The following is a 19,620-nucleotide window of genomic DNA, read 5'->3' on the forward strand; positions in this document are numbered from 1 at the left end:
CAGAGGTGATTGCGGCTACGGTTGCGATAGCGGCGGTTAATGTTGTTTTACCGTGGTCAACGTGTCCGATGGTACCGACGTTGACGTGTGGCTTGCTGCGTTCAAACTTGGCCTTTGCCATGGGTATTTCCTCTTTATTTGGGGTCAAATATCTAACTGCTAAGAAATACGCAAGCTAAATAATACGGACCACATTAAGATAAGTGTTAAAAGGTTGCACATACTAATGTGCAGATATTATAAGAAAATCGCGACCAATAACAAGTCTTTTAACAAGTTATTGGCGGATTCTTCACTGACAATATAAAGATATGCTTTATATTGTCATTTTATGAGCGCTATTTACTCGTCGTCATCTTTAGAGTTGTACTTAGAGATGATGGTTTCTGCAACTGATTTTGGAATCTCAGCGTATTTTTGGAATTCCATAGAATACGTTGCACGGCCTTGCGACATTGAACGCATCTGTGTGGCATAACCAAACATTTCTGCTAATGGTACTTCTGCACGAATCTGCTTAGTGCCACCAGGAAGATCTTCCATGCCTTGAACCATACCACGGCGGCGGTTTAAATCGCCCATGATATCGCCCATGTAGTCTTCAGGCGTTTCAACTTCTACTTTCATAATAGGTTCAAGTAGCGCTGGGTTTGCTGCCATGAAGCCTTTTCTGAAAGCGATAGAACCAGCCATTTTAAATGATAACTCATCCGAGTCAACATCATGGTAAGAACCATCATACAAGGTTGCTTTAACGCCAACCACTGGGTAGCCTGCAAGTACGCCGTTTTTCATGCGCTCTTGGATACCTTTGTCAACTGCGCCATGATACTCTTTTGGTACCACACCACCGACAACCTCTTCAGCGAACTCGTACATAACGTCGCCTGCTGGATCAAGAGGCTCAAGACGTAACCAAACGTGACCAAATTTACCACGACCACCGGTCTGACGAACGAATTTACCTTCTTGCTCAACCACGTTACGGATGGTTTCACGATAAGCAACCTGCGGCGCACCGATGTTCGCTTCAACGTTAAACTCACGCTTCATACGGTCAACAAGAATCTCTAGATGCAGCTCACCCATACCACTGATGATGGTCTGGCCAGACTCTTCGTCAGTATGAACACGGAACGATGGATCTTCTTTTGCCAAACGGCCTAAAGCAATTGACATTTTTTCTTGGTCAGCTTTAGTCTTAGGCTCAACCGCTAGACTGATGACTGGATCTGGGAATTCCATGCGCTCTAGGGTGATGACGTTGTTTTCGTCACATAGCGTATCACCAGTAGTGACGTCTTTCATACCAACTAGGGCGGCGATATCACCAGTACGAATTTCTTCAAGCTCTTGCTGAGAATCCGCCATCATCTGTACGATACGGCCAACACGCTCACGCTTCATTTTAACTGGATTATAAACGCTGCTGCCTTGTTTGATCACGCCTGAATAAACACGAACGAAGGTTAAGTTACCAACGAATTTGTCATTCATGATTTTGAATGCTAGTGCCGAGAATGGTTCGTCATCAGACGCTTCGCGCTTACCTTCAGTTTCGTCTTTGTCGTCAAGGATACCGCGGATAGCAGGTACGTCCATTGGCGCAGGTAGATACTGAATAACCGCATCCAACATCTTTTGTACACCTTTGTTTTTAAAGGCAGTACCACAAAGTAGTGGAATGATTTCGTTGTCGATGGTCAATTGACGAAGCGCGCCATGAATCTGCTCTACGGTCAATTCGCCATTTTCAAGATACTCATTCATGAGCTCTTCTGATGCTTCAGCCGCGTTTTCTACTAGGTACTCACGGTACTCTTCCGCTTTTTCTTGTAGTTCAGTTGGGATGTCGCGCTCTTCATATTGCATACCCTGAGACGCTTCGTCCCAATAGATAGCTTTCATAGACACAAGATCCACAACGCCTTCAAAGTCGTCTTCTTTACCAATTGGGATAACCAACGGTACTGGCTTACCGCCTAGACGGGTTTTGATTTGGTCGATAACGCGATAAAAGTCAGCGCCAACGCGGTCCATTTTGTTTACGAAGGCAAGACGCGGTACTTTATATTTGTTTGCCTGACGCCATACGGTTTCAGACTGTGGCTGAACGCCGCCCACTGCACAGTAAACCATGCAAGCGCCATCAAGTACACGCATAGAACGTTCAACTTCAATGGTGAAGTCAACGTGCCCTGGGGTGTCAATGATGTTGATACGGTGTTCGTCGAACTGCTTTGCCATACCTGACCAAAAACAAGTCGTCGCCGCTGAGGTGATAGTAATACCACGCTCTTGTTCTTGCTCCATCCAGTCCATAGTGGCTGAGCCATCATGGGTTTCGCCAAGCTTGTGGCTAACACCGGTATAGAACAAAACACGCTCAGTAGTGGTCGTCTTACCAGCATCAATGTGCGCTGAGATACCAATATTGCGATAGCGCTTTAGGGGAGTTTTACGAGCCATAGTGTTTTCCTAGGGAAATTCGTGTATATATTAATGTGTTGTATCTCTACCTCATACTCTATGACAAAGCCATGAGACCATGAACTTTGTTATATAACTTACTGTTTATTGGGCCAAATACGGACAAAAAAAGAGCAAATATTAAGAATAGTGCGGTATCAAATTTAGGAGACTTTTTTAAGCGGTGCATATTTTTTGCAGGCTTTATGAAAAAGCATCCCTTACAAAACAGCATCTTGACAGATGTCCGCCATCTAAATTGTTTAATACATTCTCAGCTTTTGAGGAAAAATTAAACAACCCAATAATGATGACGGCAATCAATAGAATAAATCAACAATATTAGGATTAACTGTTCGAAACCGTTAATCCTAAGCATTTAAACCAGTTTAAAAAAACCAGCTTAGAAGCGGTAATGAGAGAATGCTTTGTTGGCATCTGCCATGCGGTGAACTTCGTCACGCTTTTTCATAGCATTACCTTTACCGTCAGCAGCATCATTCAATTCGCCTGCAAGACGCAAAGCCATTGATTTTTCAGAACGCTTAGCAGCAGCTTCAGCTAACCAACGCATAGCCAAGGCAGTACGACGGGAGGGACGTACTTCCATTGGTACTTGATAAGTTGCACCACCAACACGGCGAGCTTTTACTTCGACCATTGGGCGGACATTTTCTAAAACTTCTTCAAAGAAAACGACTGGATCTTCGATGTTGCGCTTCTGGCCTACTGTCTCAAGAGCACCATAAACGATACGCTCAGCAGTAGATTTTTTACCATGACTCATGACATGGTTGATGAATTTTGCAACAGTTTGGCTACCAAACTTAGGATCCGGTAGGATCTCACGGGCAGCAACGACGCGACGTCTTGGCATAATAATAATCCTTTTCTTCAGGAGTGTCTGACATTCACAACCTCGCACCAATTACATATTGGATGGCGTTATATCGAGTTGTCAGTCAGCCTTACTGCATGGCGGTATGTTATAGTGTCAATTAATAACTTAAAAATACAGCTAACACCAGTCCCATGCACAGTTAATGGGTGATACAAATCAGCTTATTTAATAGCAATTAGCTATTAAACCTTAGGCTTCTTCGCACCATATTTAGAACGACCTTGCTTACGGTCTTTTACGCCTGCGCAGTCAAGTGCACCGCGGACGGTGTGATAACGTACACCTGGTAGATCTTTCACACGACCACCACGGATAAGAACAACACTGTGCTCTTGTAGGTTATGACCTTCACCACCGATGTAGCTTGATACTTCATAGCCTGAAGTCAAACGTACACGACATACTTTACGCATGGCTGAGTTAGGTTTTTTAGGGGTAGTAGTATATACGCGAGTACATACACCACGGCGTTGTGGGCACGCTTCCAACGCAGGAACTTTTGACTTTTCCTTGATGGTTTTGCGACCTTTACGAATCAATTGGTTAGTTGTTGCCATAAGGCATCCTTCTCCCGTTTGGTATAAAACAAAAAAATGGGCTAATGCGCCAGCAATCTGACATTAACGACAGATTTCGGAACACCCATTTTTAGGACAGTGTATTATAAAGAGTTGTTGCTGCTATTTCAACCACTTATGAGCGGTTGTCCTTTACAACATTCGATAGATGTGCATGAGCAAAGATTGTAGCAGACTTAACGGTAAGCAACAGATTTTAAGATGAGCAATTGTTTCATTGCAAGATGGTAAAATCGATGTTTCCTATTAATGGAGTTGGTTGTTTATTTTTCAAGGCAAAATTTGAATTTTAGATACTTTTTTAGCCTTAAAACCCCTTCACAAAAAACACTTACTTATAAAAAAGGCATAAGCCGATTTATATCAGCTTATGCCTTCATACAGTGAATTATAGTTAAACCGCTATAGACTAAAACGTTAATCTTTTTTACCTGTCTGAGCTTTTTTGTAGTTTTCATCTACTGATTCTTCATCGGTGATTTTTGACACCGGCTCTGAGGCGGCTTCTATTTCGCTTTCTGTTTGGTCAGCTTTAGATTTATCGTCGTCAGTCTTAGATTTGTTGTTTTCAGCTTTGGTCTTATTGTCTTTAGCCTTATCTGTGTCTTTTTTTGCATTGTCAGATTTAGGGCTTTGCTCCTCATTCTTACTGTCGGTGTTCTTCTTCACCTGCGCTTCGCTACTGCTATCGTCAGTAATGGCGCGGTTAGCAAGTTTGGCTTCTGGTGCAAATGTCGCTTGTGCCACGCCGATCACCTCATCAATCAGCTGGCTGTTGTAGCGCATACCAACGATGACGGCAGTGGCTGGTAAAAAGCGGCGTACCCATGATAAGTTGATATTATCTAAGTTAATGCCAACTTGGCTGGCAATATTATCTACTTGTTCGGCATAAAAATTGACGTTTTTATTTTTCAGACCAAGGTTTTTAAGCTCATTATGCAAACCATTGCTTTGCGCATTATCAAGCAAGCCTTTACCAATACCGATACCAGCTAATAAAGCCTGCTTTTCTTGCATTTTGCTCAAATCGGCACTTGCCAGTAATTCATAAGCCATTTTGACGCCTTGCTTACCAGTCAATGGCTTATTATAAATAGCGCCTAACTGATAAACAGTACGTAATGAGACAAGTAATAACCACAAAGTATCAGCAAGTAAGCCTGGTAGGCCTGCTAACCCTGTCAAGCCGCCCAATGTCGCCAAAGCACGGTTTTGATTGGCGATATCCGTTGCTAGAGCATAACGCTGCTCATTATCTAAGTTTGCAATATTGGCGAAGCGATGCTGATTTGGCAGGTCAATCTGACTCCAATTGGACGCAAGCTTAGCAATCTGCGCAAAAGCACCATCGACCGTCGAATCAAACAAGCTGTTTGGCACTATTTTCTTGGCATACTTGCCATAAGTAGCAAAACGCGTACCCAATAACTGCTGAGTGGCTTTTAAGGTTTGTTCGCGAAACAAATCCTGCTGATAGTCTTCATCGCCGAGATTTACTGCTTTAAATTGGCGCGGTTTGCCGCTTTTGGCATTGACGCTATCAATCATTGCGCCCATACGTTCCAAATTACCACGAGTAAAAGAACCAACGCTGCTGATGCCTTTAAATAGTGTGCTAGGCTTTGCCATCTTTATATCCTTAATGTGATGAGTGTTTGTTATTAATATTATTTATAAGAGCTATTTAACAGAACTTTGCAAATTGACTGCTATTTTAGCCAACGCTTACGATAAATGTCAGTGCCAACAATGTTATCACTATCGTCAATTTTGTATCAAAAAGTATCGCTTATCTTAAACCATACATGGCGTCAGCATATATTAAATGCGTCTTAGCTGAAAATAATTTTTACTATGTTAACGGAAATTCTACTGCCATTGCTGCTTTAACACGGCCAAAAACTTTATCTGCTTTGATAATAAGTTCATTTAAAAATAAAGACCATTTTGGCGTTATTTTACACTTACGCCAAGATTTTAAATCGTCGATACGTTATTATATGCCATCACTCAAAGTACAGTTGTACTTTTATTTATCGAACAGCATTTAAGCAGCCTATTGTAGGTTTTGCGCACTAAAATGACTGTCAAATAAGCATTTAAAAGCGATTGTTAAAGGTCATTATCAAAAAATCGTTACTCATAAGGAATAGAATATGCGCCGCGTTGTTATCACTGGAGCAGGGATTGTCTCTTGTATCGGACATGATTTGGCGACTGTCACCGATGCTCTTAAACAAGGGCGCTCAGGTATTACGTTCAATGAATCGTATGCTGAGCACAACTTTAAATCACAGGTTAGCGGTAGTATTGATCAAGCAGAACTTGATACCTCGGGCATTGACCGTAAATTGAAGCGTTTTTTTAGTGATGCCAGCCTTTATGCTTATGTCAGCGCGTTAAACGCCATTGAGCAATCAGGCTTGCCCCTTGAGACTATTAACAATAACCCGCGCGTGGGTGTGGTCGCAAGCTCGGGCGGTGCGTCAACTGAAAACATCGTCAATGCCGTCGATGCAATGCGTGAAAAAGGTTTGCGCGGTGTCGGTGCGATGGCAGTACCAAAAACCATGGGCAGCTCGGTATCAGCGGCGCTTGCAACAGGGTTAAAAATCCAAGGGATTTCTTATTCATTGAGCTCTGCGTGCGCAACATCGACGCATTGTATTGGTCATGCCGCCGAGCTTATCCAGCTAGGCAAAGCCGATGTCATACTTGCGGGCGGTAGTGAAGCGGAGCATTGGACGCAGTCGTGTATGTTTGATGCGATGGGTGCGGTTAGTACGCAGTATAATGACACGCCAGCCCTTGCTTCTAGAGCCTACGATAAAAACCGCGATGGCTTTGTGATTGCCGCAGGCGGCGCGATGGTGGTGGTTGAAAGTCTTGAGCACGCCCAAGCGCGCGGTGCCAATATATTAGCCGAAATCGTCGGTTATGGCGCAAGCTCCGATGGTGCTGAAATGGTCGCTCCAAGTGGTGAAGGCGCTGTTCGCTGTATGCAGCTTGCCCTTGCCGAAGCAGGTTTAGAGAGCGTTGACTACATCAATAGCCACGGCACCAGTACGCCGCTAGGAGATGTGACTGAGCTTAAAGCTATTGCCAAAGTGTTTGGTGATGATGTCAGTCAAGTCCCTGCTATCAGCTCAACCAAATCAATGACCGGTCATAGCTTGGGTGCCGTCGGCGCGCAAGAATTGATTTATTGCTTACTGATGCTACAAGAAGGCTTTATTGCCCCAAGTATCAATATTACAGAATTGGACCCTGCTGCCAAAGGCTTTGATATTGTCACTGAAAAGCGTGACGTTGCGCTTAAAACGCTTATGAGCAATAGCTTTGGCTTTGGTGGTACTAACGCCACTCTTATTATTAAAAAGTTTGATGCTTAACTATGCCTCTAGCACCGCCTGTTAAAACTGAGCAGACAGCATCTGTCCCATCGCCAGCTACTCAACCTAGCTGGCGTTTTGGTGGGCTAACTGTTGCCGAATTAATGCCCCATCTACAGCGTTACTTATATGTACAAAATCCTAACGCAAACTGGCAACTGGTTTGGCTGAATAACGATGGCCGACCCATAATTGGTGTATTACCAAAAATGAGCTGGTCGGTTTATCCTCTTTCTAATGATGCAGCAAACTCTAATAAGCCAGCGCCTATTTATAAAGTTGTACAAACTTACCGTGATGGTTTAGATAGCCATGATAAAAACGATCAAGCGATTACTAGCGCCTATATGAGTTATAGCGACTGGCAAGAGGATTTAATTGCTTATAGTCAAGCTTATGACATAGATGATACTTGTGATAACAATTGCTCCTCGACTACAGAAATCGAGCAGCAGCCAAGTTATCAGCATGGCTTGATAGGCTTTATTGGTTATGATATTGCCGCTTATGAGCTTAGCCCAAACGCGCGAATAGAGCTAGCAGCGCAGCCTTGTGCCGCCTTAGGACATTATGATATTTATCTAACGCCAAATGCTGAGCAAACGAGCTGGCAGCTCACTATAAAAGACAGCGTCACTGATACTGATAACGAACACAAAGGCGTACTGGTTAAAATGCTTATCTCATATTTAGATATATTGGATAAGGAATTATCTAACCAAGCTTTAGAAAAACCAGCACTTGAAACGTCCTATAAAACCACGCCTTTATTATTAAAAGCACAATGGAGTAAGCGAGATTATCAGCAAGCCTTTGATAAAACGCAAACCTATCTACAACAAGGTGATTGCTATCAAATCAATCTCACCCAAGCGTGGCAAGGTTCTTTTAATACTCTCAGTACTAATGGTAGCGTGACAAAACTGATTGATTACTTACCTGCTTTGAATCGTAATACCCAAGCGCCGTTTGCAGGGTATTTAGCGGTTAATGATTTTGATAGTGAAATAAGCGCTGATACGCAAGAATATCAATTTGAATTGTTAAGCTGCTCGCCTGAACTGTTTTTTACCTTTGATAAAGACGATACTACTGGCAAACACCATATACGCACCAAGCCTATTAAAGGGACGATGCCGCGTGGGTTAAACACTGCACAAGACAACGCTTATAAACAGCAGCTTATCGATAGCGAAAAAGATCGTGCCGAAAATGTCATGATTGTCGATTTATTACGTAATGATTTGGGTAAATATGCCAAGTTCGGTAGCGTCAAAGTGCCGCAATTATTTGCGATTGAAAGCTTTAGCAATGTACATCATATGGTCAGCACCATTACCGCTGAGCTAAAGACAGATAGTCATCCGCTCAAAGTATTGTTTGGCAGTTTGCCCGCCGGTTCCATCACAGGAACGCCAAAAAAACGCGCCGTTGAAATCATCTCAGAGGTAGAAGGTGCCGCGCGCGGTGCGTATTGCGGTACCCTGGGCTATATGAACTTTGATGGTAGCGGTCAATGGAATGTATTAATTCGTACTTTGCAAGCCGATACCTTATCGAATGATAAGTCAGAACAAGAAAGACATGTCAGCCTATGGGCAGGCGGTGGTATCACGGTTGCTTCTGATTGCAATGCTGAATATCAAGAATGTTTGGATAAAGTTGGCAACTTATTAGGCGTTTTAGCTCAAAACAATATAAAGTAATAAACTTACGCTTTATCTAAAAGGTAAATTAAAAACCAATAAAAAGCCTGCTTAACATAACGTTAGCAGGCTCTTTTATTTATATAACTTGTTATTTTGGCTTCATATTATTAAGGTGTAAATCTTAAACAAGGTATTACTCAACAACATCACTCAGTAACGCTTTCAGCCTCCGTTTGTAGCGATTTTAAGGCATCAATCAAACGCTTATTCTGCGCTGCCGTACCAACGGTGATACGCAAGTACTCATTGATGCGCGGTTTATCAAAATGACGCACAATGATACCTTGCTCGCGTAAATCAGCTGCCACACCTTTGGCATCGCCGTTTTTTGGACGCGCAAAGACAAAGTTGGCGTGCGATGGTAACACCTCATAATCGAGCGCTATAAGATCAGCGCTGAGCGCTTGGCGTAAATCAATGACTTGCTGACAGGTCTGGGTAAAATATTCGACATCTAAGACACTTGCGGTTGCTCCTGCTTGCGCCAACTTATCGAGCGGATAGCTATTAAAGCTATTTTTCATACGCGTCAGTGCTTCGATTAACGAGGCATTACCAAACGCCATACCGACCCGTAAACCGGCAAGCGAGCGTGATTTTGAAAAAGTTTGCGTGACAAGGATGTTATCGCAGTCATTGATTAGGCTAATCGCCGACACTTCTGCATCTGAATCATTTTCTTGTTTCTGCGCAAAATCGATATAAGCTTCGTCAATCACAACCACTGAGTTTGAATGCTCGCCAGCAAGTTTACGAATATCAGCAAGCGATAACAGCATACCCGTTGGCGCATTTGGGTTAGCAATAATGATACCGCTACAAGGCTGACGATAAGCATCAGGGCTGATACTAAAATCGGCTTCTAGGGCGATTTGTACCAACTCAATACCAAAGGTATGAGCGTAAACCGGATAAAAACTATAGCTAATATCAGGCGCTAAAATAGGGCGCTCTTTTAAGAAAAAGCTGGCAAATACCAATGCCAATACTTCATCTGAGCCATTACCGACAAACACTTGATTGATATCAAGGTTATATAACTCTGCTAATGCGGCACGCAAATCATCCGATTCAGGCGCAGGATATAAACGCAGCTCATCGGCTTGCTGCGCTAAGACTTTTGCGATGGCCTCGCCGACTTTTGGTGACGGCGGAAATGGGTTTTCATTGGTATTTAATTTGCACAAATTTTCATGCTGAGGCTGCTCGCCAGGGACGTAAGGTGACAGATTTCGCGCTTTAGATGACCAAAGTCTGGTGTCTATCTTTAACTCACTCATAAGTTATCCTACTCATTAGCCACATAAATGATTAAACGTAAATATTAAAATTAGCTTATTAAAACTCAACTACCTAACTGGATTATTAACTATCTTTTTGGTAGCGATAGCGGGCTGAGCGCGCATGGGCTTCTAAGTCCTCGCGCTGCGCTAAAATATCCGCCGTCGCAGCCAGTGGTTTACTACCCGCCTCACTACAATAAATAATCGAGGATTTCTTTTGGAAGTCATAAACACCGAGCGGAGAAGAAAAGCGCGCGGTACCAGAGGTCGGCAACACATGGTTGGGACCGGCACAGTAATCGCCAATCGCTTCAGGTGTATGACGACCCATAAAGATAGCGCCCGCATGACGAACCTCATTTAGCAGTGCATCAGGATTATCTACAGACAGCTCTAAATGCTCAGGGGCAACGCGATTAATCACCGCCATACCTTCCGCACGGTCTTTGACCAAAATCAGCGCGCCGCGGTTTTTTAGTGAATCACGGGCGATATCAGCTTTTGGCAATTCTGCTAAGGCTTTTTCAATCTCCGCCGCCACTTCTGCAAGCTGCTGTTCACTTGTCGTGACAAAGATAGCTTGGGCAATACGGTCATGCTCCGCTTGCGATAACAAATCCATCGCCAACCAATCGGCGCGATCTTGCGCCTCGCCTTCTGCATAGACCAATACTTCAGAAGGGCCGGCAATCATATCAATCCCAACTTGACCAAATACCGCCCGCTTTGCCGCAGCGACATATTTATTACCAGGACCAGTGATTTTATCTACGGCTGGTATGGTCTCGGTACCGTATGCCAAGGCCGCAACCGCTTGTGCTCCGCCAATGGTAAAAACGCGGTCAACTTGTGCCAAATGCGCCGCTGCCAACACTAATGGATTGAGCACGCCCTTTGGCGCTGGCACCACCATGACTACCTCGGCAACACCAGCCACTTTGGCAGGAATCGCATTCATCAATACTGAAGATGGATAAGAGGCCAAACCGCCGGGTACATAAATGCCGACACGATCAAGCGGCGTGACTTTTTGACCTAAACGATTGCCAAGCTCATCTTCATATTGCCAAGTTTCTTGCACTTGGCGCTCATGGAATGTTTGCACGCGTGTCGCTGCTGTCATTAACGCCTTTTTTACCTCATCATCAAGATTGGCAAACGCGTCAGCAAGCGCTTGTTTAGACAGCTCTAACTCTTGTATCGCCTTCGCTGGATGCTGATCAAACTCTTGAGTCAACGCCAGTACCACACTATCGCCACCACGACGTACCTTTGCAATGATATCGTCAACGGTTTTTAATAATTCAACATCGTTGACGGTTTCAAAAGCAAGCAGTTGGGTCAGTTGACTGTCAAAATCAGCATCTTGAGTACTTAGTTGGCGCATGACTTAATCCTATAGTTGAGCATGAAATACGGCTATAAAGAATAGATGGGATAAAAGGGCAATTGGGAAAATAAAAAAGGCTGGTATCCCAGCGTATTTATGGATGGCTGACTCAGATTATACTGAGCTTTTATTTTCTGGCAAGCAGATACAACAAAACCAGTTTAGCACGCTATATCTATCCTAGAGCGCCAAACTGGTTAAAAATTTTGTATAACCGTGCTTGATATTATCAATGATTGCTAGCGTTTAATAACAGTGTTTTATCAAAATTAAATAAACGCTCATTTAAGAAGCGCTAGCAATACTATTTTTAAAACTGTCTAAAATCGGCTCAAGCAGAGCAAATTTACGTTTGTAGCTGACTTGATTAACAATAAGGCGTGACGACACATCACAAATATGGTCGCGCGCTTCCAGTCCATTGGCGCGCAGCGTATTGCCGGTATCGACGACGTCAACAATCAAATCGCCCAGACCAACCAATGGCGCAAGCTCCATCGAACCATACAGCTTAATCACATCAACTTGCTGTCCTTGGCTGGCAAAGTAAGCGCGGGCAACATTGACGTATTTGGTCGCGATACGCAGACGACGATTTGGCAGCGGCGCACCTTTAACCCCAGCGGTCATCAGCTTACACTGGGCAATCTGTAAATCGAGCAATTCATAAACGTGATTGGCGCCATGCTCAAGCAGCACGTCTTTACCCGCCACGCCAAAATCAGCAGCGCCGTGTTCAACATAGGTTGGTACGTCACTGGCGCGTAAAATTAATACGCGTACATTTGGGTTAGAAGTTGGGAAAATAAGCTTGCGCGACGCTTCAGGGTCTTCTAACAATTCAACACCAGCAGCGCGCAGTAAAGGCATCGTCTCTTCTAAGATACGACCCTTTGATAGCGCCAGTGTCAAACCTGAAAACGCCTCATTTACTTCGTTTAATAAACCATCATTTGGTAAGCTGTTACTTGCTTCAGTCATAATGACTCGTGTCCGTGTACAGTTAGCTGCCTTAGTTAACAGGCATTATTAATTTGTTATATGTCCATACTAATAACAATGGTTAGTGAATCAATTTAGTCATTGGTATTAATACGCTCGATATTGACCCCAAGCGCGCGCAGTTTTTCTTCGACGTGCTCATAGCCACGATCAATATGGTAAATACGATCAATCAAGCTCTCGCCTTCAGCAGAAGCCGCCGCCATGACCAGTGACATCGACGCGCGCAAATCTGTTGCCATCACTGGGGCCGCAGTAAAATGCTCGACGCCTTTAACCACAGCTGTATGACCGTCTACTTGAATGGAGGCGCCCAAGCGGTTGAGTTCTGGCACATGCATATAGCGATTTTCAAAGATATTTTCGATAAAGGTGCTGGTACCGTCAGCGAGGCAGGCAATCGCCATGACCTGCGCTTGCATATCGGTTGGAAAACCTGGATGTGGCTGGGTACGAATATTGACTGGTAGTGGGCGACCTTGCATTTGCGCGCGAATCCAATCATCGCCTGTAGTGATAATCGCTCCCATGTCTTCAAATTTTTCTAACACAGGCGCCAATAAAAGTGCCGAAGTGTTTTTGGTCAGCACATCACCGCGCGTCATCAAAGCACCGGCAAGATAGGAGCCGGTTTCGATACGATCGGGTACGACTGAATATTCACAGCCATGCAAGCGCTCAACGCCTTCGATGGTCATAGTTGCCGTACCAATACCGCTGATTTTAGCACCCATCGCTACCAGCATATTGGCCAAATCGACCACTTCTGGCTCAAGCGCACAGTTACCGAGTACGGTCGTGCCTTTTGCCAATGCCGCGGCCATAATAACGTTTTCCGTACCGCCAACCGTCACCATATCAAATGAAAAATTACAACCGATAAGCTTACCGCCTTTTGGCGCTTGCGCTTTGACATAGCCATTTTCGACGCTTATCTCAGCACCCATGGCTTCAAAGGCTTTTAGATGCTGGTCGACAGGACGTGAGCCGATGGCACAGCCGCCCGGCAAAGACACTTCGGCTTCGCCAAAACGCGCCAGCAAAGGGCCTAAAACCAAAATCGAGGCGCGCATGGTTTTGACCAAATCATACGGCGCATAAAAATTGTCGATATTCTTGGTATCGCAAACGACAGTGTCACCCTGCTTTTGAATATCAATGCCCATGCCAGCGATCAATTCAATCAAGGTGCGCACATCTTGTAGCGATGGCACATTATGTAACGTCGTTGGGGTCTCGGCTAAAATCATAGCAGCGAGTAACGGCAGAGCGGCATTTTTGGCGCCTGAGATGGTGACTTCCCCTGCGATACGACTGCTACCGGTGATTAAAAATTGATCCATAAAGGTGACAACCTAGCGATAAATATAAAAAATATGAAAAACCAGAAATGATAAAACCAGCAATATCCATTGCCGGTGCGACAAATTCTAGTCATAAAAAAGCCTAGCCTTGCGATTGAACTTCCCATTCGGCAGGCGTTAACGCTTGAATATTGAGCGCATGAATATCACCGCTGGCAATTTTGTCATTGACCAATGCGTAAACGGACTGCTGGCGTTGTACTGCGCGTTTACCTTCAAAACTGGCATCAACTACCCGTACATCAAACTTAGTACCTTGATTGGCAGCTTGAATAAAAGCATCAGGAAAGTGAGTTTGTAAAAATGCAATCAAATCGTCAGCGTTCATGCTCATAGAATATTCTGCCTTAAAGGTTTAATAGGTGGATATAAAGTTAGCCATTATAACAAGAGTTTGACCATCTTACAGTACTGTCTTCTACAACTGCCTTTAACTATTGCAGCGTTAACTATTACAGCGTTTTATCCAAATAGCTGAGCACTTGCGCACGTACATTATTGACCCAGCGTAAAGGTGGCGCCATCGCCCCAATACTGGTGGCATGGCTAGCACCTTTAATTTCGCCTGTTTCAACCTTAACGCCCGCCGCTTTTAACGCCTGTGTCATTTTAACAGTGTTGCTTATATGGACGACTTTGTCTTTTTCAGCAGTCAATAATAAATATGGCGGCTGTGCGCCTTTGATATTGCGGTCTGGCATGATGTTATCGGGCGTGGCGTTTGCCCCAAAAGCGCTGGCACTACTGAATTTACGAAAGTCATAACTATAAGGCCCTGCGATGCCAATCACAGCGCTAATATCGTTTGGTTTTACCCCATACGGCGCTAAAAAATCTTCATTAGCGACGGCAGCAACCGCGTTAAATGCGCCAGCAGAATGCCCTATCACCGCCAAGCGCTTGGGGTCAGCATGTAAACTTTCGGCATTCTTATAACTCCAAGCGATGGCCTGCGCGGCATCTTGCACGTAATCAGGATAAACGTGCTCAGGTGCTTTACGATAATTAATCACTGCCGTGACATAGCCTGCTTGTGCCAAACTCTGGCCAACAAAGGCGTATTCGTCCTTGTTTCCACTTTCCCACGAGCCGCCATGGACGAAAACCACCATCGGATAGCTGTCGTTAATAGCGTTATCAGCAGTCGCTTTTTTTGACTGCATGGCTTTTGCTAAAGGTTTGGGATAATAAATATCTAAATCCTGCAAAGGTTTGTCGCCATACAAGATATTTTTACTGACACCAACGCCGCCATTTAAGGTGATACTATTCACAACAGCCAGTGCTGATAATGCTTGTGCTTGTGCTTGCTGAGTCGCGAGCGCAATACCGCCGACAGCCAATGCTGCTGTCACACCTACGCTGATAGGTTTAGGTAGGCGATTTTTTCTTGGTGCAGGCTGTACGGTTGCTTTACTTAAATCCTTCATCGCCAGTATTCCTATTATAAGCTTGTCGTTGGGTCATGGTTGATTAAAACTCAATAGTAGAGTCACGGCTTTTTCATGTTTTATTATTTTAATTAGCGCGTTTTTGGCTAAAGCCACACTTCTACTTTTTACGTTTTATATCTTACTGGCAGACTGGGGGTTTATCGTTCTGTTCCTGTTATGAGTGTTTAGGTTTCTTGTGTTTATTAGCGAGACAAGACTTTTGATAAAGGTAAACATAGCAACTTGATAATGGCAACTTAATAACGGCTAATTAACGGGCGCGCCATTCTCGTCGACGATAATCGGAGTAGCATTGATGGCTGGTGGCTCTACCGCACTTGTAACCTCAGGTACTGCCCGACTATTGAACGCTGGCCCTCTGGTAGGATTGGCCAAATTCTCTTCATACATGATATCGTCCTCGCCTATCTTCACCCCTCTATCGTCAACGACGGTGGTCAGCAGCACCAGCTCTGTGATGCCGACGGTATTATTGGCAATATCAATCAGGTGGCTTTGCTGCGTCGGCGTCATGCGACCCATAATATAAACCACGCCATCATTGGTGACCGCCTTTATTTGCGAGGCTTTCACACCGTTACTAGAGGCTATTTTTGCCAGTAGTTTGGAGGTAATATAACCATCGTGAACGGTTGAGCTATAGCCCCTTGAGGCGCTCACATTAAGCTCATTATAAACATGACGAACATCTGGCATAGAGCCAACCACTTTTTCAATTTCTGTCTTAATTTCTTGCGTTGGCACCTCACCGGTGAGCAGCACCTCACTATTAAAACTATCAATGCTCATACGGCTGATTTGCTGCAAATTTTCTTGCAGACCATAGACGTTAATCTTGACGGTATGCTCGATACTGCGGTCGAGCAGGCGCTGCGGAATGGTGCGCTCGGTCATCGGTACGCCATACGTTCCTTCTGTGCTATTGGTCAGATAGTTGGTGGTACAACCTGTGGCGACGATGCTGGTCAATAGCATAACGCCAATCGCCTTACGGCGTGATGAACCAAAAATAGCAGTGCACAAATGCATCCGTGTCATGATTTACCTCTTAGAACATGATGTAGTGATTAACTGGTGAGTAGCTGGTAATTAATAGTGTGACGCTTGATAATAATGGTGATAGCTTTATGTAGTTAATGACTTTTTAATGGCGCTACTTTACTGAATATTTACCCGAGGCGTTTAGGCTTTTGGTAACGGTAACTTGATACGCTTATTTATTTTACTTTTTTAGCTGAGTTATCGGGCTTAATTTTTTAAAATACTCACGCTAAAAAAACCTATTACCAAGCCGAGGCAATAAAAGCCCCTTGCAGCCATTCTGGTTGAGTGTTTTTTGACGTCGTTTCTTTAACGTCCCTGCTGTTATTTTTAGTATTGGTATCATAAGCTATCACATCAAACCGGCACTCATAATCATTATATTCAGGATGCTGCTGCAAAAAATAGCGGGCTGCTTTGATAATTTTATACTGCTTACTTTTCGTCACGCTAAGCGCCGCATTACCAAATCCTGAACGCTGCCGCTGCCGCACTTCAATAAATACCAGTATCGACCATGCCTGCCCTTTTTCTAGCATAATTAGATCGAGCTCACCCACTTTTGGTTGTTGCCAATTTTGCGCAATCAATATCAAGCCTTGCGCTTGTAAAAACGCACACGCCTGCTGCTCAAAACGGCTGCCTTGACGCTGGGTCGGCGAAGTCAGGGTTAGAGGTTTGTCATTTACCATCACGGGCTTTTATTATCATGGCTATCGATCAGCGGAACATTTGAGAATTATCATAGCACATCATGCTAAACTAACCACTTTCGCGTTTTCATAATCGCTTTTCATATGCGTTTTTAATGTTCTTTCTTAAGATAATTTCTTAATACTCCGAGGTTTTCATGTCTAGCCCTACCGCGATGCCAGCTTGTCTTTATATCGTTGCCACGCCGATTGGTAATTTAAGCGACATGACACCGCACGCAATCGATGTTTTAAAGCAAGTTGCCATCATTGCCTGTGAAGACACCCGCACCTCAGGCAAACTGTTATCGCATTTTGGCATTAATACCAAAGCCAATAAGGTTGAAGATAGCGAAGAAGGAACGGCTTATTATAATAGACATGACGCCGAAAACGAGTCTGATGGCGCTGCCAAACAAAAAGGTCATCATAAGCTTTGGGCGTATCATGAACACAATAGTGCCATTCAAACGCCCAAAATCATTGAGATGATTCAGCAAGGTCATTCGGTTGCGCTGATTAGTGATGCTGGTACGCCGCTGATTAGCGATCCCGGTTATCAATTGGTGCAAGCCGCCCATGCCGCTGGCGTTCGCGTCTCCCCTATTATTGGTGCCTCTGCTGCCATTGCCGCGCTATCGGTTGCAGGATTGCCATCAGACCGCTTTAGCTTTATTGGTTTTTTAGCGTCCAAAACCCACGGGCGCCAAAAACACTTAACGGCTCTCCATTCACGTACCGAAACTTTGATATTTTATGAAGCGCCGCATCGTATTGTCGCTAGCTTAGAAGATATGGCGGCTATATTTGGGGCAGAGCGTGAAGTGACGTTTTGCCGTGAATTGACCAAAACCTTTGAAACCGTGCATAAAAGCACGCTTGGCGAATTGGTCGAATTTGTCAAAGCCGATGACAATCAGCAACGCGGTGAAATCGTCGTGGTCGTCGCCGGGGTAAATATGGCGCAGGACGATGATGATATCAGTATCCACGATAAATTATTGCAACGTTTATTAGAGGACTTATCGGTTAAAAAAGCCGCCGCTTTGGCCGCTGATATCACAGGCGTCAAAAAGAACGCACTTTATCAACGCCTACTTGAACTGCAAGCAGAATAATTTTCAGCTAAAAATATAGGTTAAAAACTGATAAATTCATTGAGGAGAAAAACAGTATGTACGATGTGATGGCGATAGGTAATGCCTTGGTTGACCACGAATATCTGCTGTCAGATGCAGCGCTAGAAGAAACTGACCTGACCAAAGGCAATATGACGCTAGCAGGAATCGAAGAGCAGCAGCAGTTATTGGCATATTTTAAATTGGCAGAGATTAAGCCATCAAAACAAGCGGGCGGCGGCTCAGCGGCCAATGCAATGTATGCCTTTGCAAGCTTAGGCGGCAAACCTTTTTATGCTTGCCGCGTCGGCGATGACAAGCAAGGCGAGTTTTACCTAAAAGACTTGCACGAAGCGGGCGTCGCCACATCCCCGCAGTCGATTCATGCAGGCGGTGTGACTGGCTCATGTGTGGTAGCAGTGACCGAAGATGGCGAGCGTACCATGCAAACATTCCTTGGTACCTCAAGCGATATTACTGCGGATAACGTCGATTTTGAAGCATTAACGCAAGCAGGCTGGTTATATTTAGAAGGTTATTTGGCGATGTCCGAAGGGATTCAGCCTGCGATGACCAAACTACGCCAACAAGCTGGTATCCATGGTGCCAAAATTGCCGTCAGCTTTGCTGATCCTGCGGTCGTAAAGTTTGCCAAAGAAGGCTTACTCAACATGCTTGGCAATAAAGTCGCGGTGATATTTTGTAATAGTGAAGAAGCAAAATTATTCACCGATAAAAAACAGCATAAGGCAGCAGCGCGTGCCCTACTTGAGCATTGCCAAACGGCGGTGGTTACCGATGGTCCCAATGGCGCTATCATCGCCCATAAGCCAAATGATGAGTCTGATATTGAGATTTATGAGATTCCGACGCCAGTTGTTACTAATGTTATTGATACCAATGGTGCCGGCGATAACTATTCTGGCGCGTTTTTATATGCTTTATCACAGCATTATAGCTTGCCAGAATGCGGACGACTTGCCAGCGAAATCGCTGCCCAAGTGATTCAGCAATTCGGCCCACGTTTATCATCGCAAGAGTATCAAGATATCTCGCGCCGCGTTTTAACGGTTTAGTGGCTGGATTATTTGATTACTAAAGCGCTAAAATCTAAGTTTCTAAGTGTCTGAGATGGCGTTTCTAGTTTACTCCTAATAAAAGATAGTGCTGCTGGGATAAATTTTGCGCAGCCTCTGGAGCGACGAAGTCGCACAGCAAGCAAGG

At 44.4% G+C, this 19,620-nt stretch carries 17 protein-coding genes; 4 read left to right on the forward strand and 13 right to left on the reverse strand.

The features are described from left to right. The 5 genes from FOR85_RS09655 to FOR85_RS09675 form a co-directional block, all read right to left on the reverse strand. Positions 1-121, reverse strand: a 121-nt coding sequence (locus FOR85_RS09655; RefSeq protein ID WP_010200604.1) for a GTP-binding protein, incomplete at its 3' end; no start/stop codon positions are given. A gap of 221 nt (positions 122-342) precedes the next feature. Next, a complete protein-coding gene (fusA, locus tag FOR85_RS09660; protein WP_144297763.1) occupies positions 343-2,469 on the reverse strand; it encodes an elongation factor G in 2,127 nt (708 codons plus the stop codon). A gap of 403 nt (positions 2,470-2,872) precedes the next feature. Further along, a complete protein-coding gene (gene rpsG / locus FOR85_RS09665) occupies positions 2,873-3,346 on the reverse strand; it encodes a 30S ribosomal protein S7 (RefSeq protein WP_144297764.1) in 474 nt (157 codons plus the stop codon). A 206-nt stretch (positions 3,347-3,552) separates the two neighbouring features. Then, positions 3,553-3,927, reverse strand: a complete 375-nt coding sequence (gene rpsL / locus FOR85_RS09670) for a 30S ribosomal protein S12 (RefSeq protein WP_011281154.1) — start codon at positions 3,925-3,927, stop codon at positions 3,553-3,555. Positions 3,928-4,365: 438 nt separating this feature from the next. Continuing rightward, positions 4,366-5,580, reverse strand: a complete 1,215-nt coding sequence (locus FOR85_RS09675; protein WP_223808601.1) for an EcsC family protein — start codon at positions 5,578-5,580, stop codon at positions 4,366-4,368. A gap of 527 nt (positions 5,581-6,107) precedes the next feature. Here FOR85_RS09675 and FOR85_RS09680 point away from each other — a divergent pair. Both FOR85_RS09680 and FOR85_RS09685 read left to right on the forward strand, forming a co-directional pair. Beyond that, positions 6,108-7,343 carry a beta-ketoacyl-ACP synthase II gene (locus FOR85_RS09680; RefSeq protein WP_144297765.1) on the forward strand — a complete coding sequence of 412 codons (1,236 nt, stop codon included), beginning with the start codon at positions 6,108-6,110 and terminating at the stop codon, positions 7,341-7,343. A gap of 2 nt (positions 7,344-7,345) precedes the next feature. Further along, the gene (locus tag FOR85_RS09685) at positions 7,346-9,049 is read left to right on the forward strand and encodes an anthranilate synthase component I family protein (RefSeq protein WP_144297766.1); all 1,704 of its coding nucleotides are present in this window, start codon (positions 7,346-7,348) and stop codon (positions 9,047-9,049) included. 149 nt (positions 9,050-9,198) lie between these two features. Here FOR85_RS09685 and hisC read toward each other — a convergent pair whose 3' ends face one another. The 8 genes from hisC to FOR85_RS09725 form a co-directional block, all read right to left on the reverse strand. Next, positions 9,199-10,332, reverse strand: a complete 1,134-nt coding sequence (gene hisC, locus FOR85_RS09690) for a histidinol-phosphate transaminase (protein WP_144297767.1) — start codon at positions 10,330-10,332, stop codon at positions 9,199-9,201. 85 nt (positions 10,333-10,417) lie between these two features. After that, on the reverse strand, positions 10,418-11,722 hold the full coding sequence (gene hisD / locus FOR85_RS09695; RefSeq protein ID WP_144297768.1) for a histidinol dehydrogenase: 1,305 nt from the start codon (positions 11,720-11,722) through the stop codon (positions 10,418-10,420). Between the two features lie 288 nt (positions 11,723-12,010). Continuing rightward, positions 12,011-12,706 (reverse strand): ATP phosphoribosyltransferase, encoded by a 696-nt coding sequence (gene hisG / locus FOR85_RS09700; protein WP_102077686.1) that lies wholly within the window; start codon positions 12,704-12,706, stop codon positions 12,011-12,013. 95 nt (positions 12,707-12,801) lie between these two features. Further along, positions 12,802-14,070 carry a UDP-N-acetylglucosamine 1-carboxyvinyltransferase gene (gene murA / locus FOR85_RS09705; RefSeq protein WP_144297769.1) on the reverse strand — a complete coding sequence of 423 codons (1,269 nt, stop codon included), beginning with the start codon at positions 14,068-14,070 and terminating at the stop codon, positions 12,802-12,804. 103 nt (positions 14,071-14,173) lie between these two features. Continuing rightward, a complete protein-coding gene (locus FOR85_RS09710; protein WP_082894293.1) occupies positions 14,174-14,425 on the reverse strand; it encodes a BolA family protein in 252 nt (83 codons plus the stop codon). A 118-nt stretch (positions 14,426-14,543) separates the two neighbouring features. Beyond that, entirely contained in the window at positions 14,544-15,521 is a 978-nt protein-coding gene (locus FOR85_RS09715; RefSeq protein WP_144297770.1) for an alpha/beta hydrolase, read from the reverse strand. 270 nt (positions 15,522-15,791) lie between these two features. Next, positions 15,792-16,583, reverse strand: coding sequence for a BON domain-containing protein (locus FOR85_RS09720; RefSeq protein ID WP_144297771.1), 792 nt, complete (start codon positions 16,581-16,583; stop codon positions 15,792-15,794). A gap of 245 nt (positions 16,584-16,828) precedes the next feature. Further along, positions 16,829-17,278 carry a YraN family protein gene (locus FOR85_RS09725; protein ID WP_190295542.1) on the reverse strand — a complete coding sequence of 150 codons (450 nt, stop codon included), beginning with the start codon at positions 17,276-17,278 and terminating at the stop codon, positions 16,829-16,831. 158 nt (positions 17,279-17,436) lie between these two features. Between FOR85_RS09725 and rsmI the strand changes: the two genes are divergently transcribed. Next, complete coding sequence (gene rsmI / locus FOR85_RS09730; protein WP_144297772.1) at positions 17,437-18,396, forward strand: 16S rRNA (cytidine(1402)-2'-O)-methyltransferase; 960 nt, start codon at positions 17,437-17,439, stop codon at positions 18,394-18,396. A gap of 56 nt (positions 18,397-18,452) precedes the next feature. Further along, positions 18,453-19,472 (forward strand): adenosine kinase, encoded by a 1,020-nt coding sequence (locus tag FOR85_RS09735; RefSeq protein ID WP_144297773.1) that lies wholly within the window; start codon positions 18,453-18,455, stop codon positions 19,470-19,472. Positions 19,473-19,620 lie beyond the last annotated feature (148 nt).

The organism is Psychrobacter sp. YGAH215 (assembly GCF_007280595.1).
GTDB classification, from domain to species: Bacteria; Pseudomonadota; Gammaproteobacteria; order Pseudomonadales; family Moraxellaceae; genus Psychrobacter; species Psychrobacter faecalis.

Coding starts and splice junctions, on each gene's coding strand:
- fusA (WP_144297763.1), bottom strand. CDS start 2,469: ATGGCTCGTAAAACTCCCCTAAAGCGCTATCGCAATATTGGTATCTCA.
- rpsG (WP_144297764.1), bottom strand. CDS start 3,346: ATGCCAAGACGTCGCGTCGTTGCTGCCCGTGAGATCCTACCGGATCCT.
- rpsL (WP_011281154.1), bottom strand. CDS start 3,927: ATGGCAACAACTAACCAATTGATTCGTAAAGGTCGCAAAACCATCAAG.
- FOR85_RS09675 (WP_223808601.1), bottom strand. CDS start 5,580: ATGGCAAAGCCTAGCACACTATTTAAAGGCATCAGCAGCGTTGGTTCT.
- FOR85_RS09680 (WP_144297765.1), top strand. CDS start 6,108: ATGCGCCGCGTTGTTATCACTGGAGCAGGGATTGTCTCTTGTATCGGA.
- FOR85_RS09685 (WP_144297766.1), top strand. CDS start 7,346: ATGCCTCTAGCACCGCCTGTTAAAACTGAGCAGACAGCATCTGTCCCA.
- hisC (WP_144297767.1), bottom strand. CDS start 10,332: ATGAGTGAGTTAAAGATAGACACCAGACTTTGGTCATCTAAAGCGCGA.
- hisD (WP_144297768.1), bottom strand. CDS start 11,722: ATGCGCCAACTAAGTACTCAAGATGCTGATTTTGACAGTCAACTGACC.
- hisG (WP_102077686.1), bottom strand. CDS start 12,706: ATGACTGAAGCAAGTAACAGCTTACCAAATGATGGTTTATTAAACGAA.
- murA (WP_144297769.1), bottom strand. CDS start 14,070: ATGGATCAATTTTTAATCACCGGTAGCAGTCGTATCGCAGGGGAAGTC.
- FOR85_RS09710 (WP_082894293.1), bottom strand. CDS start 14,425: ATGAGCATGAACGCTGACGATTTGATTGCATTTTTACAAACTCACTTT.
- FOR85_RS09715 (WP_144297770.1), bottom strand. CDS start 15,521: ATGAAGGATTTAAGTAAAGCAACCGTACAGCCTGCACCAAGAAAAAAT.
- FOR85_RS09720 (WP_144297771.1), bottom strand. CDS start 16,583: ATGACACGGATGCATTTGTGCACTGCTATTTTTGGTTCATCACGCCGT.
- FOR85_RS09725 (WP_190295542.1), bottom strand. CDS start 17,278: ATGGTAAATGACAAACCTCTAACCCTGACTTCGCCGACCCAGCGTCAA.
- rsmI (WP_144297772.1), top strand. CDS start 17,437: ATGTCTAGCCCTACCGCGATGCCAGCTTGTCTTTATATCGTTGCCACG.
- FOR85_RS09735 (WP_144297773.1), top strand. CDS start 18,453: ATGTACGATGTGATGGCGATAGGTAATGCCTTGGTTGACCACGAATAT.